This window comes from Acinetobacter sp. P37, from assembly GCF_057480965.1.
Genome location: NZ_JBLIYY010000006.1, coordinates 167,107 through 181,580, shown reverse-complemented (window position 1 = coordinate 181,580; position 14,474 = coordinate 167,107). Strand labels below are relative to the sequence as shown.

General features: G+C 41.8%; 15 protein-coding genes and 1 pseudogene. 6 read left to right on the top strand and 10 right to left on the bottom strand.

The features are described 5' to 3' along the window. Positions 1-77: 77 nt before the first annotated feature. The 4 genes from rpmB to AC25JC_RS07680 all read left to right on the top strand — a co-directional run bounded on the left by rpmB (position 78) and on the right by AC25JC_RS07680 (position 2,769). Positions 78-314, top strand: coding sequence for a 50S ribosomal protein L28 (gene rpmB / locus AC25JC_RS07695; protein ID WP_000048256.1), 237 nt, complete (start codon positions 78-80; stop codon positions 312-314). A gap of 12 nt (positions 315-326) precedes the next feature. Then, the gene (rpmG, locus tag AC25JC_RS07690) at positions 327-482 is read left to right on the top strand and encodes a 50S ribosomal protein L33 (protein ID WP_001205031.1); all 156 of its coding nucleotides are present in this window, start codon (positions 327-329) and stop codon (positions 480-482) included. A 141-nt stretch (positions 483-623) separates the two neighbouring features. Beyond that, positions 624-2,342 (top strand): cation:proton antiporter domain-containing protein, encoded by a 1,719-nt coding sequence (locus AC25JC_RS07685; RefSeq protein ID WP_168377889.1) that lies wholly within the window; start codon positions 624-626, stop codon positions 2,340-2,342. A 184-nt stretch (positions 2,343-2,526) separates the two neighbouring features. Beyond that, a complete protein-coding gene (locus tag AC25JC_RS07680; RefSeq protein WP_486923795.1) occupies positions 2,527-2,769 on the top strand; it encodes a hypothetical protein in 243 nt (80 codons plus the stop codon). A gap of 78 nt (positions 2,770-2,847) precedes the next feature. On the opposite strand, the gene AC25JC_RS07675 is transcribed toward AC25JC_RS07680, so the two are convergent. The 5 genes from AC25JC_RS07675 to AC25JC_RS07655 form a co-directional block, all read right to left on the bottom strand. After that, on the bottom strand, positions 2,848-3,126 hold the full coding sequence (locus tag AC25JC_RS07675; protein ID WP_078192732.1) for a hypothetical protein: 279 nt from the start codon (positions 3,124-3,126) through the stop codon (positions 2,848-2,850). 105 nt (positions 3,127-3,231) lie between these two features. Beyond that, positions 3,232-3,735: a DUF6586 family protein gene (locus AC25JC_RS07670; RefSeq protein ID WP_486923794.1), complete on the bottom strand. Its 504-nt coding sequence runs from the start codon at positions 3,733-3,735 to the stop codon at positions 3,232-3,234. 75 nt (positions 3,736-3,810) lie between these two features. Beyond that, entirely contained in the window at positions 3,811-4,173 is a 363-nt protein-coding gene (locus tag AC25JC_RS07665) for an ASCH domain-containing protein (protein WP_486923793.1), read from the bottom strand. Between the two features lie 42 nt (positions 4,174-4,215). After that, on the bottom strand, positions 4,216-4,467 hold the full coding sequence (locus tag AC25JC_RS07660) for an RNA recognition motif domain-containing protein (RefSeq protein ID WP_078189697.1): 252 nt from the start codon (positions 4,465-4,467) through the stop codon (positions 4,216-4,218). Positions 4,468-4,553: 86 nt separating this feature from the next. Then, positions 4,554-6,542 (bottom strand): ATP-dependent helicase, encoded by a 1,989-nt coding sequence (locus tag AC25JC_RS07655; RefSeq protein WP_486923792.1) that lies wholly within the window; start codon positions 6,540-6,542, stop codon positions 4,554-4,556. A 251-nt stretch (positions 6,543-6,793) separates the two neighbouring features. Here AC25JC_RS07655 and AC25JC_RS07650 point away from each other — a divergent pair, with 251 nt between their 5' ends. Then, the gene (locus tag AC25JC_RS07650; RefSeq protein ID WP_180115886.1) at positions 6,794-7,906 is read left to right on the top strand and encodes a S41 family peptidase; all 1,113 of its coding nucleotides are present in this window, start codon (positions 6,794-6,796) and stop codon (positions 7,904-7,906) included. A gap of 12 nt (positions 7,907-7,918) precedes the next feature. Here AC25JC_RS07650 and AC25JC_RS07645 read toward each other — a convergent pair whose 3' ends face one another. Then, positions 7,919-9,088: a glycerate kinase family protein gene (locus tag AC25JC_RS07645; protein ID WP_180115887.1), complete on the bottom strand. Its 1,170-nt coding sequence runs from the start codon at positions 9,086-9,088 to the stop codon at positions 7,919-7,921. An 83-nt stretch (positions 9,089-9,171) separates the two neighbouring features. Here AC25JC_RS07645 and AC25JC_RS07640 point away from each other — a divergent pair. Next, positions 9,172-9,620, top strand: a pseudogene (locus AC25JC_RS07640) (carboxymuconolactone decarboxylase family protein). Positions 9,621-9,697: 77 nt separating this feature from the next. Here AC25JC_RS07640 and AC25JC_RS07635 read toward each other — a convergent pair. The 4 genes from AC25JC_RS07635 to AC25JC_RS07620 all read right to left on the bottom strand — a co-directional run bounded on the left by AC25JC_RS07635 (position 9,698) and on the right by AC25JC_RS07620 (position 14,455). After that, complete coding sequence (locus AC25JC_RS07635) at positions 9,698-10,270, bottom strand: HdeD family acid-resistance protein (RefSeq protein ID WP_486923791.1); 573 nt, start codon at positions 10,268-10,270, stop codon at positions 9,698-9,700. A 126-nt stretch (positions 10,271-10,396) separates the two neighbouring features. After that, positions 10,397-11,155: a hypothetical protein gene (locus AC25JC_RS07630; RefSeq protein WP_486923790.1), complete on the bottom strand. Its 759-nt coding sequence runs from the start codon at positions 11,153-11,155 to the stop codon at positions 10,397-10,399. Between the two features lie 169 nt (positions 11,156-11,324). After that, a complete protein-coding gene (gene topA / locus AC25JC_RS07625; RefSeq protein ID WP_078192741.1) occupies positions 11,325-13,967 on the bottom strand; it encodes a type I DNA topoisomerase in 2,643 nt (880 codons plus the stop codon). 38 nt (positions 13,968-14,005) lie between these two features. Beyond that, a complete protein-coding gene (locus tag AC25JC_RS07620) occupies positions 14,006-14,455 on the bottom strand; it encodes a hypothetical protein (protein ID WP_078189705.1) in 450 nt (149 codons plus the stop codon). Positions 14,456-14,474: the final 19 nt, after the last annotated feature.

Genomic DNA, 14,474 nt, shown 5'->3' with positions numbered 1-14,474 from the left:
CGCCCCTTGAATGAATTCAATGTTTTTTTTGACTGGCCATACAGATTTGCTGTTGGCTAAATCAATGGAGTTACACCATGTCTAAGGTTTGCCAAGTTACCGGCAAGCGTCCAGTCGTTGGTAACAACGTCTCACACGCCAACAACAAAACTAAACGCCGGTTCGAGCCGAACCTGCATCACCACCGTTTTTGGTTAGAAAGCGAAAAACGTTTCGTACGTCTTCGTCTAACTACTAAAGGTATGCGTATTATCGACAAATTGGGCATCGAAAAGGTTGTTGCTGACCTACGTGCTCAAGGTCAAAAGATCTAAGGAGCTACGAACATGCGTGATAAAATTCGCCTAGTTTCTTCTGCTGGTACAGGTTATTTCTACACTACCACTAAGAACAAACGTACTATGCCGGAAAAAATGGAAATCAAAAAATTTGATCCAAAAATCCGTCAACACGTAATTTTCAAAGAAGCTAAAATCAAATAATTTTAGTTTTTTGAAAAAAACGACCTGCTTAGGTCGTTTTTTTTTGCATTTTTTTTATTCGAATTGCTAAACTTTCAAAATGCTTTTGGCACTTTTTGTGCTTGTCTTTTTTACCCTTAACTTAGGCTTAAGGAGTTTTTAGTGCCTCATGATGTAGAACTCATAATATTACTTGCTGTTGGCTTTGGTTTTGCCTTAATTTTTGGCTATATAGCTGCGCGCCTGCGACTTCCTCCCCTCATCGGCTATCTGATTGCCGGTATTATTATTAGCCCAAATACGCCTGGAGTAGTTGGTGACATCCATCTCGCTAACCAGTTGGCCGAACTCGGTGTCATGTTCCTGATGTTTGGCGTGGGTATGCACTTTTCACTCAATGATTTGATGCAAGTCCGTCGTATTGCTTTGCCCGGTGCCATTTTACAAATTGCAGTGGCGACCTTACTGGGTATGGGAATTTCCATGCTTTGGGGCTGGAGCATGGGCTCAGCCTTAGTGTTTGGCTTAAGTTTGTCGTGTGCAAGTACGGTGGTTCTCCTCAAGGCTCTCGGTGACCGAGGCTTACTTAACTCCGTGAATGGTAAAATTGCTGTAGGCTGGCTCTTGGTTGAAGATCTGGTCATGGTCTTGGTTCTGGTCTTACTCCCTGCCACAGCAGTATTGCTTGGTGGACAGCCACTCACAGAAAGTAGTGCAGATGAAAATATCTGGCTCACCCTTGGTATTACCTTACTCAAAGTGGCAGGTTTTATTGCCTTTATGCTAATCATTGGTAAACGCTTAGTGCCAATGATTATGCAAGTGGTTGCGCGCTTAGGCTCACGTGAATTATTCACGCTCACCGTGGTTGCAGCAGCCGTGTCTATTGCCTTTGGTGCCTACAAGGTATTTGGTGTATCCATGGCACTGGGCGCATTTTTTGCCGGCATGGTGGTCAAAGAGTCGGACTTTAGTCATCGTGCAGAAGAAGAAACTCTTCCGCTTCGTGAAATTTTTTCGATTCTGTTTTTCGTCTCCGTCGGTATGCTGTTTGATCCACGGATCTTGATTGAACAACCGCTTCACGTCTTAGCTGTGGTCGGCATTATCATGATTGGTAAGACCATCGCTGCAATGGCGTTGGTGTTGTTCTTCCGTTACCCCATCAATACCGCATTAACCGTTGGTGCAAGTTTGGCGCAGATTGGTGAGTTCTCATTTATTTTAGCGACCTTAGGTGTATCTCTAAACCTCCTTTCCATGGAAGGTCAAAATCTGATACTGGCAGGTGCATTAATCTCGATTACGCTAAATTCATTTGTATTTTCTGCCATCGAGCCTATGCAGCGACTCATCCGTGAGCGCTCGAATTTGGCCCGTTTACTGGAACGTAGTAGTGACCCATTGGCCATGTTGCCGGATGAGGTCTCACAGGATTATCTGCGTGATCAGGTGGTGCTGATTGGTCATGGTGAAGTCGGTCGTCGTATTACCCGCGAATTAATGAATGAAAACATTAAAGTGGTTATTGCTGAAGAAAACCGTGAAATCGTGGAAAACTTGCGGGAAAAAGGCATCGCTGCGGTATCCGGTGTAGCAACAGAACCTGGGGTTTTAATTCAAGCCCATATTCAACACGCACGCCTTTTGGTCATTTCACCTATGGATATTTTAGATATTCATAAAATTGTCGATATTGCCAAAATGCTGAATCCGTCTATCCAAGTATTGGTGTGTGCGGAAAGTAAAGAAGAAGCTGAAGTCATTCGTCGTGACAATGTCGGTGAGGTTTATTATGCCAAAGAGGAAATGGCGAAAAATATGAGCAATCATATTTTAAATCAAATCCAAATTGCCCATCACCAAACACCGACACACTAAGATGTCAAATTAAGCGCTTAAAGGTGATACCAAAAAGGCGATGCATTTAAGCATCGCCTTTTTTTAATGGATATAATTCATTAATTTTAAAATTACAAATAATTGAATTTAAAAAACATATTGATAAAATAAGCATCAAACGAAGCATCATTTTTAAAAACTTCAAACAAGAAACGAAAAAAACATGTACATCCTCTATTTAGGCCTTGCCATTATTTTGATTGGCGGTCTGGGCTTTCTCATCGCTGCATTTAAAACCAGTATTTTATGGGGACTGGGCTGTCTATTGTTTTATCCCATTTCCATCGTCTTTCTGATTCTGTATTGGCAAGATACCAAAAATCCTTTTTTCTTACAGCTCATCGGGGTCTTTATTGTATTTTTAGGTTCGATACTGATCTCACCTACTGAACTGGGCACAGTCTAAGTGCCATTTTGGATATAAAAAAACGCACCAAAAGGTGCGTTTTCATTATCATGATCCGCAAAGTCAGCAGCTATATGATTAGCTCATATATTTTGGCTTTTCATCAACCACTTCGGCATGCCATTCATCCACTTGTTTTTCTAACAGACCAAACAATGCAGCCTGAATCATTTGCTGAGCGATCACACTCATTTGATCGCCCAAAATATTGCGTAATTCTTCATTGAATTGGATAGTCACCAAAGGCTCTTTTTCTGAGCCTGCATTACGCAATGCCAACTCACCACCTTCCAATTGAACCAGCTCTAAAATTGCTTCCTGGTTCCCAAAGAGTTCTTTCAACTGTTCTATAGACATATATCCCTCCATGCGCAACATGGTGATAAAGGCATCTGCACTTTGTATTACTTAGATAATCTTATATCGGGTTAAATAAATTTATTTCAAGTAGCAATAGTCCGATTAGAACTCTACCATCTCGTTACGAAATCCATCAATTAATTGAGTTAGATCACGATGCCATTCACGCAAAATAGCGGTATCTGGCAACCATGCTTGCGGTGTTTGGGTAACTTTAATAATTAAATTTGAAGACGTTTCATCTTCTGGCTCCGGTGCAGACGGTTCAGGTGCATATTGACACATACGATGTGCGCGTTTCAGCTCTGCAATAAAGCCCTGCTTTGCCAATTGCTGCATAACAGTCACTTCAGGTGATACCTGACCTTTTTCAGCCATCAGCGTTTCAATCGACTTTAACGTGGGCGCAGGATCATTTAAACGATAGTAACGCACCAACTCTTGTAAAAACGCAAGTACTGCACCATGCAAATGAAAAACCGCTGCTTCGCGATAAGCCTGAGCTTGTTGAACATGATCGATCTGCTCGGCTTGCTGACATGCAAGACGGCTAAAATATAACTTTTGATTGGTACGATCAGCATGAAAGCGAGCAACACGAGACATGAACAATTCCCTAAATTTTGGCGTTTTTCTACAGGAACAAGCTTAAACGGATTTTTAGGAAATTCACAATAAATATTATGGATGATCGAATTCAATGAAATAAATGTCACGCTTTGCGGGAACAGGCATATCCCAATCAATCATCCTGATATTTTCCAGACGCCAAGCCCAGTACCCTGCTGCCCAATATGTCGCCTGCGCTTGCTCTACCTCTGTTTCAGTCCATGCATGAACGTCATATACATCGACCATCGCCACTGCACGTCCAATATCTTCATCTCCGCTTTCATGTAAGTAGCGTTGATTTTCCACGATCACTAAATCTTTTAAAGGCAAATGTTCGGGCTGCCATAAGCGGACTTCAAGCGTTTTAAGCCCGCACGCAATGTTCAAACCAGATGGCGCAACAATCGACAAAGCCGAGTAGCATTTTTTCATAGATCACCGATAAAAAAAGGAGCGTTACGCTCCTTTTTGAATTTATGCTTTAGGCTTATCTTCAGCCGCTTTTACGCGAATACCCGCACCTTTGACTTTCAAAGTATTCAGGCCTTTAATCGCTTTTACAGCTTCACGACCATTTGGCATTTCGACAAAACCAAACCCTTTCGATTTACCCGTGCTTGCATCCATAACAACAACAGCAGACTCTACTGCGCCAAATGGTTTAAACAGTTCAACCAATTCTGCTTCAGTAACTGAACGCTCTAAGTTACGTACTAAAATTTTCATTCAATCTTCCAAATAGACAGCATCATCAAAAAGCATTTGTCTATTTTGCTTTTTAACTTGCGTGTAAATCACGTCAAAAATCTATTTTAATCGAGATCGATACCAAAATCTAAATTAATCGATTTTCTTTCGATTAAGGCACTTTTTACGGTTTGCTGACGGGTTTTATAATGTGTTTCCAAACTACATAGGTTTCGAGTTAAATCATTCATAAAGTAACTTTCTACTTTACGGCCTTGCTCATCGACAGTTTCACGCGCCCAGTGGTTCAAGTTTTGCTTAGTCAAAATCAGTTCATTTTGCGCACGTGTCAGCGCCACATATAACACGCGACGCTCTTCTTCCACTTCATCGAAATTGCCTTGGGCACGTGCATGCGGGTATTGCCCTGGCGTGACATTCGCCACATAACAGACTTTTTGCTCCGTTCCTTTTGCCGAATGAATGGTAATTAAAGTCACGACATCACTGTCAGATTGGCGTTCAATTTCAGAAATGGACACTGGATCGAGCACATACTCTTCAAGAAATTCACTGAGCTGTGTATGCTTTGATGCCAGTTGTTTCACCAGATCAAAATCACCGACACGGCGGTTCCAATCTTTTTTATAGTTTTCTTCCAGCTGCTCAGAAATCGCTTGAACAGCCAAGCTTACACATTCTTTGACCTGATCTTTCAACACCGACATTTGCTTCATCATCAGAATCGCTTGGTCAGGTACTTTGCCAAATTTTTCCAACTTGGTTGCAATGGCTTGCATTTCTGGCTCGAGTAAAATCTGCTGCGATAACTTACTCGCACTTACATCACCCACACCATTCCACAAGGTTAAAAAACGCATCCATGCAATATCATCTAAAGGATTGGCCACTACACGCAGCACACTGAGCAAGTCTTTGACATGGGCTGTTTCAAGTAATTTCATGCCGCCAATAAAGCGATACGGCACGTTTGCGGCAATACAGGCTGCTTCAATATGACGAGCGGCAAAGCTTGAACGCACAAGCACCATATGATCCGACCATTTGCTGCCTTCGAGGTAATGACGCTCTTTGATGTCGATGGCAATCCATTTGGCTTCATCAAACTCATTCGGGAAAATATGCATTTTCGGCTTAATCCCTTCACCACGATAGGCATCTAAGCGTTTGTCATATTTAATTTCGCTTTCATCCAACAACCAATTCGACAGGTCTAAAATTTCTTGGGTTGAACGATAATTTTTTTCAAGTTTAAAAATCTGTGCGTCGGGTACCCGCTCTTTGAAATAATGAATATTTTCAAAGTCTGCACCTCGGAAGCCATAGATTGACTGTGCATCATCGCCGACACAGAACAAACTGACACGTTCCTTTAGCGGCTCAAGTAACGCCCATTGCAGCGGATTGGTATCCTGCATTTCATCGACCAACATGTGGCGACAAATTGAAGCGACATAATCGACCAGTCCATCTGATTCCGCCAAGGCTTTCGCCACAATCGCCAAGATATCGTCATAATCTAAAAAACTACGCGCACGTTTACGAGCTTCGTATTCTTTCATGATATCCGCGATTTGATCTTTTAAAGCAAAGTACTCAGGCATTTGCTTTTCCATGGCAATGCTAAGTTTTTGACGCGTATTCCGCGCAAAAGAATATAGGTCACAGAGTTCTTTTGGCTTGGGTAAGTGATTGGGGTTTTTCTTATCATCACGGCCACGAATCAGGCGGAACATCATGAGTTGATCATCACGATCAATAATCGAAAACTGTTCTAGACCAAAAGCTTTTGGAATGCGGCGCAAGAGGTACATACAAAAGGTATGAAAGGTTGATGCACGTAGCCCTTTGGCTTGCTCACCCAGAGCCAGCTCCACACGAGCGACAATTTCACTCGCTGCACGGCGAGTAAAAGTCAAAATTTGAATTTGATTGGCAGGCACGCCTTGATCAATTAAATAGGCAGCACGCGCCACGATAGTTTTGGTTTTACCACAACCTGCTCCTGCCAAAACCAAGCTATGCTGTGCTTCTGTTGTTGCGGCTTGTTTTTGTTGAGGATTTAATTCATCAATCAGGTTGGCTAAACTCATGGTGTCTCATCGTGCTATGTGAATTGGTAGTTTAACAGAGCTACCCTAAATTCACAGCGTAGACGACTACAAAGTGACTCAATTTGACGCGGAAACACACCGTTTTAACCATGACTATTCATTTAAAATTTTCATTGTTTATACAGTAAAAAATCAGTAGATTTACAAATCAATATCATTAGAAAAACAAAGACCTATTTAAATCCATAGGCTTATAACTTGAGAAAATAACCGTCTCTAGGAATCATGACATGTTCAATAAATTTTCACAGCTTTCATTGTTGGTACTGAGTAGTAGTTTTTTTCTAAGCCCAAGTATTCAAGCTGCAGATGGACTTAGCCCCATGACACCTAGTGAGTGCCAAAAAGATTTTAACTTTAGCTCTGAATTTATACTCAAAAATGATGCTGGTATTCGAGCAAAAAACTGGGACAACTATCCAAAAAATATTCAAAAGGTCATAAATGAGCAAAACGCTAAAATTACACAAGTAATTTCGGTCGATGCCTGTAAAGAAATCACCAATCACTTTCTGAAATCTATCCGTAAAGGTCATCTGAGCTTAGGCCGAAAAACCATATCAGAAGCCATCACAGAGAGTTCAACAATACAATCAAGCAATCTCGTGACCACGCAAAAATTATCTGAGCAGACAACCTTAATCACCATCCCAACTTTTGCTCTGTCTGTTCAAGATCAACTTGAAAAGATCATTCAAGACAATCAAAACCAAGTGTTAGACGCACGTTATTTAATTCTTGATCTACGCAAAAACTCAGGCGGATTTGATACATCAGCACAACCCCTTTATCCACTTTTGGGAGCAGCTGAGTATTGGTTTGAAATGCCCCAAATTTATGCATCTACAGAAAATATTCAATCATGGAAAGAAACAGCCAAAATCTTACCTGATGGGGAAATCAAGGTAGAATTTAATCGTATGATTGCTAAACTTGAAAGCAATAAAAATAGCTGGGTTGGGATGACGAAGCAGAAAGAGGAAAAATATGTGATCGCCCATTCAGACGTCAAAGCTACGCCCAAAAAAGTTGTTATTCTGTCAGATGAAGAATGCGGTAGTTCGTGTGAAATGTTTATTTTAACCGCACGTCAAAATCCGAATGTTTTAGTCATGGGGCGTAACACTTATGGTGCTTTAGATGCATCGAATATTCGAACCATCAAAACGCCATCTCAACAATTCACACTGTATTATGCAACCACATTTATCCACCGCCGTACGGGGCAGCAAATTGACGACATTGGTATTGCACCTAATATTCGCCTCCCTAAACCGCAAAATCCAACTGAGTACGATGCAGAAGTCACATTGGCACAGCACTATTTAGAAAATCGCTTATAGAAGTAACACTTTTCAGAACCGATCCATCTTAAGAGGAGTAGGTTCTGATCTTTTACATATAGAATTGATGAGATCTGTACAACTTTTTTCTAAGTATGTTTCGGCATTTTTTAATGCATCCTCCAACTTACAATCTGGTGGATTAATTCCAACAATCTGTGTGAAACCTAAATCATAGAGTTCTGCTATTTCCTCACCCACTAGACCAGCAAAGGCGATCACGGGTTTATTAAACTTTTTTGCAACCTGCGCCACACCAAATGGTGTTTTACCTAACTTGGTTTGATGATCAATTTTCCCTTCACCAGTGAGCACATAATCTGCCTGTGCTATTTTTTCCTTCAACTGACTTTGTTCAATGACCAATTCCACACCTGATTGCATCGATGCACCCGCAAAAGCCATCAACCCAAAACCTAATCCACCTGCAGCACCTGCACCTGCTGCATCACGTAAAGCACAATCCAGAGTCGCTTCAACCACATCCGCATAATGACTGAGGTTCTGATCTAACTGACGCACCATCTCCTGCGTTGCACCTTTTTGCGGGCTAAAGATATGGGATGCACCATTTTCACCACATAGTGGATTAATGACGTCGCTGGCAATGATAATTTCTGTATGCGCTAAACGTGAGTCGAGCTGCGTCAAATCAAGACTTTTAATTTGATCAAGACAACCACCACAAACTGCTATTTGCAAGCCATTTTCATCTAAAAATTGTGCCCCCAAGGCCTGCGCCATACCTGCACCGCCATCATTGGTCACACTCCCGCCTAAGCCAATGATAATTTTACTTACTCCGAAGTCTAGAGCAGCCTGGATCATTTCGCCCGTACCATAAGTTGACGTCAGTAAAGGATTTCGCTGAGCCATATCAACAAGATGAATACCATTAGCTTTTGCCATTTCAATCACCGCAGTTTTTCCACCGTCGATCAAACCGAAATACGTCGTCACACGTTGATTGGGCAAAGGACCTGTAAGCGCTATCGTCACTTTTTGGCCGTCGCAAGTACTGAGTAACGCATCTACAGTTCCCTCACCGCCATCTGCCATTGGCACAGCGATGACATTTGCGTCAGGTATGAGCTTTAAAATTGCACGCCGCATCGCGTCACAGGCTTGTTGAGCACTCATACTTTCTTTAAATGAATCGGGCGCAAGAACAAAAGTGGTCATCTAAATGCTCAAAATAAAACTTGTCCTCAACCATAACGGTTTTAAAATAGCAGGTATATCTAAAAACATCAGAAAGGTTCGAAATGTCACGAATCAACCTAGGTCAGTCTGCACCTGAGCTATATAAAAAAGTTGCAGAACTTGATGCACTGGCAATGCAAAAATAAATGAAGCTGGCCTAAGTGAAGGATTAGCTCATTTACTCAAATTACGTGCATCCCAAATCAACGAATGTGCGTTCTGTATTCGTATGCATGCACACGATGCACTGAAAACAGGTGAAAGCATTGAACGTATTAGCCTACTGACTGCATGGCGTGAAACTGCGTACTATGACGAAAAAGAACGTGCTGCTTTAAGCTTGATCGAAGCAATTACATTAATTGCCGAAGGCCAAGTTCCTGATGCAGTTTATGAAGATGCCCTACCATTTTTAACGGATGATCAAATCAGTGCGATTGAATGGCTCGCAATTGTCATTAACACATGGAATCGTATCGCCATTAGTAGCCGCTATAGCGTGAAACCTTAACGGGTAGTACACATTTTAAATAAATAAAAAAAGAGTGCCTCAGCACTCTTTTTTTATTTATCAGATCCGCAAGCAGCTTACTGCTCTGCCGAGCTTTTCGGCACTTCACGTCGAATATAAGAAGCCAAAGTAAGGTAGTTGACCCCTTGGAATAAAATATCAACCGCCAAGAATAATCCTAATACCCAAAATGGTGCATCAGGTGACATCAAAATGATCACACCCGTAATCAAGGTCAATAGACCTGAAAATAGTGTCCATCCCCAACCTTGAAATGCTCGAAATAGCACAGCATTAAAGATACGAATGACCCCTGCAATGATCAAAATAATCGCCAATAAATTGGTTAGGACAATGGCCGTTTTGACAGGCGTTGTAAATGCATAATAGCCTGCGACCAAATACAGCACCCCAAATAGTGCCCAGAACCAGCGGTAACCGCCTTCAAAAATTTTAAATGCCGCGATGAAATGAATTACACCACCTAACATCATCAGCACACCAAAAATATAAATGACAGTGATTGTCGCGAATGGCAAAGCTGCCAAAAGGACCAATCCGAAGACCACCAATAAAGCACCTAAACCGAGATACCACTTACGGTTTTCATGGAGCTGACTGCGAATAAAATCGTTGCCTACTGTTCTCATGTTTTTTCTCAAGTTATTCGTTATTTAATGGATTATGCAACTTCATGATGAAGAAAAATGAAAGAAAAGTCCAAATCTTATCCACACTGCTGACTTAGACTGTGGATAAGATAGGTTTTATCCACATTATTTTTTCCATCCCACTTCAATTGCTGTGACGTCACTCACCACAGTATCAGCTAAATCTTCAGGCATTTTACTTTGCGTCTGTGAGGTAGGAATATGCCCAGCCATTAGTTCAGCTTTACTTTGTGGAAACAAAGGCTGCCGCTCAGGTTCTGCATAGCCGACAGGGAAGATAGGCTGACCTGTGGCCAAATCATACTTATCCGTTGCACCAAAAGCGTGTAATAACTCATGGGCTAAAACGATTTTATTCTGCGCTGTCTGTTTATTCGATGCAAATAAATTCACCGATCCAATTCGACCATTTTCCAAAGCTGTGGAATGTTTAAGTTCTTTGGTTTGGGTCGGATCGTAATAATTTAGAAAAAGTGTAACACTCGAAACGCCATCTACATTTTCATGCTGCTGCCAACCATAGTAGCGGAATTTCAAACTCCATAAGATAACGTCCAACATGCCAGCATCATTGGGTACTTTGGGAGGTAAAACTTTCAACTCGCGACCTAACTTAAAATACACATAAGTCGGTTGCCCTCGGTATTTCTGTGCTGTCGCTTGTAAATATTGTTGAACATCGTTTAAATCATTGACAGAGAGCTGCTGTATATACGCTTGTGTGCTCTCTCGACCATCTGCATTAATTGGATGTAACAATACAAAGATCGGTTTACTCCAGTCTTGATTTTTGTCTTTATAGGCATTGACTGCGACCACTAGTAGAATCAGCAGTAAACACAGTACCCGAATTTTTTTCCACATTCCCCAAGATCTCAATTAATTTTTAGCGTTTATTTTCAGAATTAAAACAGAACATTCGTAGAATGTCTTGGTCAATTTAAAAGCTCAATCGATTACTTGCTTTAAAAAATCCTTGATCAAAAGACATAAAAAATGCCGACCGAAGTCAGCATTTTATTGATTTTAAAGCTTAAGCCTCAACCCACTTACCGTCTTGGTACACCAAAGACCATTTGGTTTGTTTTCCTTCAGCATTTTCAGAACCAATATATTGCGCTTGGTTCTTACGGCTGAATTTCACCAATGTTGGGTTTCCTTCAGGATCGACATCCGGCGCTTGCAAGATGAACTGATATTTTGCATCCAACTGATCTGCGACAGAACGTAGTTCAGCCACTTTCGGTGCACGAGTTTCACGTACTTTCGGGAACTTACTTGCAGCTAAGAATAAACCTGCTGCGCCATCACGAAGGACAAAGAAGTCATCATGTTTTGTTGAACGTAAGTGCTCCATTTTAATTGGATCTACACGTGGAGGTGCAGGCTGACCACTCTTCAACACTTTACGTGTATTGTCACAGCTATTACATGCAAAGTATGGACCGAAACGGCCTGTCTTCAATTGCATTTCGCCATCACATTTGTCGCACGGAATGGTTGGGCCATCATACCCTTTGATTTTGAACTCACCTTCTTCAAGCTCAAAACCAGCACAGTCTGGGTTATTACCACAGATATGCAACTTACGCCCACCATCAATCACATAGCTGTCCATGGCTGTTTCACAGATTGGACAGCGTTTTTTCGACATTAAATCTGCTGTTTCTGCCGAGTCATCGTCAGACAGTGCAGCCAATGATTCTACAGGTGTCAGGTTCAAAGTCCCCTTACAACGCTCTTTTGGCGGTAAGTTATAACCTGAACAACCCAAGAACACGCCTGTAGTCCCTGTACGAATCTGCATCGGACGATCACATTCTTTACAGTGCACCGCATCCACTTCTACAGGTAAATTACGGCGCATGCCATTTTCACCCTGAGCTGTGGTTAAACGTGTTTTAAAATCACCGTAGAAGCTATTGAGTAACTCTTTCCAGTTACGATCACCATCCGCGACTTTATCTAGCTGACCTTCAAGATCTGCCGTGAATGCATAGTTCATCAAGTTATTGAAGTTTTCATCGAGACGATCTGTCACGATTTCACCCATTTTCTCGGCGAACAAACGACGGTTATCAAGCTTCACATAACCACGGTCTTGAATAGTTGAGATAATCGCAGCATATGTCGATGGACGACCAATCCCTTTTTTCTCAAGCTCTTTGACCAAAGATGCTTCAGTGAAGCGCGCAGGTGGTTTAGTAAAGTGTTGCGATGGATCTAATTTTTCAAGTTTCAGTACTTCACCGACTTTTACAGCAGGCAACAGTACATCATCATCCGATTTGTTTTGACCACGCACTTTAGTGAAACCATCAAAAACCAATGTACGGCCTTTGGCTTTGAGTTCGACACCATTGGCATTAACTAAAATCGTTGATGATAAATATTCTGCTGGAGTCATTTGACATGCAACGAACTGACGCCAGATCAAGTCATAAAGACGCTGTGCATCACGCTCTACACCCACCAAACTATCGCCTTTTAACGCGACATTCGATGGACGAATCGCTTCATGGGCTTCTTGCGCACCGGCTTTATTGCCATAACGATTTGGTTTAGCTGGTAAATATTTTTGACCAAACTCAGTTTCGATATGACCACGAACCATATTCACAGCATCATCACTCAAGAATGTTGAGTCTGTACGCATGTAGGTAATAAAGCCGGCTTCATATAAACGCTGTGCCAACATCATGGTTTTCTTCACAGAAAAACCTAAACGTGTACTTGCTGCTTGTTGCAATGTAGACGTGATGTATGGCGCACTTGGATTGACCTTGGTTGGTTTGTCTTCACGTGCTGAAACTGTGTAGTCGGCATCTTTAATCAAGTTCAGTAAAGCATCTGTTTCAGCTTTATTGTGCAGTTTTAAAGTCTTGCCATTTTGCTTCACCGCTTCTAAGCGGATATCGTCTTTCTTCGACTTGGTATCTGCAAAAACTTGCCAAAACTCTTCTGGAACGAAGGCACGAATTTCACGTTCACGCTCAACCACAAGTTTTACAGCCACAGATTGCACACGACCTGCCGATAAACCACGAGCGATTTTTTCCCATAAGAGTGGCGAGATCATAAAGCCCACAATACGGTCGAGGAAACGACGGGCTTGTTGAGCATTTACTTTATCTGTATCGAGGCGAGAAGGATGTTTAAACGCTTCTTGGATGGCATTTTTGGTAATTTCGTTGAACACCACACGTTGATAACGTGAGTCGTCACCGCCAATCACTTCTTTTAAATGCCAAGCAATTGCTTCTCCTTCCCTATCCATATCCGTTGCGAGATAGACCTCGTCAACTTGCGATGCAAGCTTTTTCAGTTCCGCAACAACATGTTCTTTACCCGGTAGGACTTCGTACTGTGCCTTCCAGTCATTTTCAGGGTCTACACCCATACGATTAACCAAAGCTTTTTGTGCTTTTTTGGCTTTTTCAGCTTCAGTTAATTTTGCACGAGTTACTGGCTTTTTCTCTGCTGTTTTACTCGAGCCGCCTGTAGGTAAATCACGGACATGACCCACCGATGATTTCACGATGTAATCAGAGCCCAAATATTTATTGATTGTTTTCGCTTTTGCAGGCGATTCCACAATCACTAACGCACGCTTTTTCCCAGCATCGGCAGATTTTGCTGTGGTACTTTTAGATGTGGACCGAGGAGCGTTCGCCATAGTTAACCATCATTCCTGTTTAATAGGTTTTTTTAAATTTAAAGTTCAGCCAATGAATGTAAAAATGCTTTCATATCATCAAGCTGTGTGGCTCTTAAGTCAGATTCTTCGTTCCAATAGAGTCCTACACAGTTTGCCTGCATATCAATAGCATAAATGCCCTTTAATGTAATGGCTAAATCCTTGAACTTGTCATCACCATGCACCAGTTCAAGTTTGTCATCGACCACTAAAGCACGCATTAAAGGCAAACGCGCATCTGGAATCAGCACACTGTAATACGCCACCATACTGGCACGTTTTTCAGAAGCCATTGGAATCTTGGTCCAAGCAGGTGCAGCCACTAAACGTGGGTGCAGCCCCATCTTACGCGCCTTCTCGCGCATAATGCCCAAGGCTTTTTCTCTAGGATTTACTCGAAGTCCAAAAATCGACCCAAGTACAAAGACCACAATAAAAACAGTAACCCAGATTCCAGTATTTTCCATAGCACAACCTTTATATTCC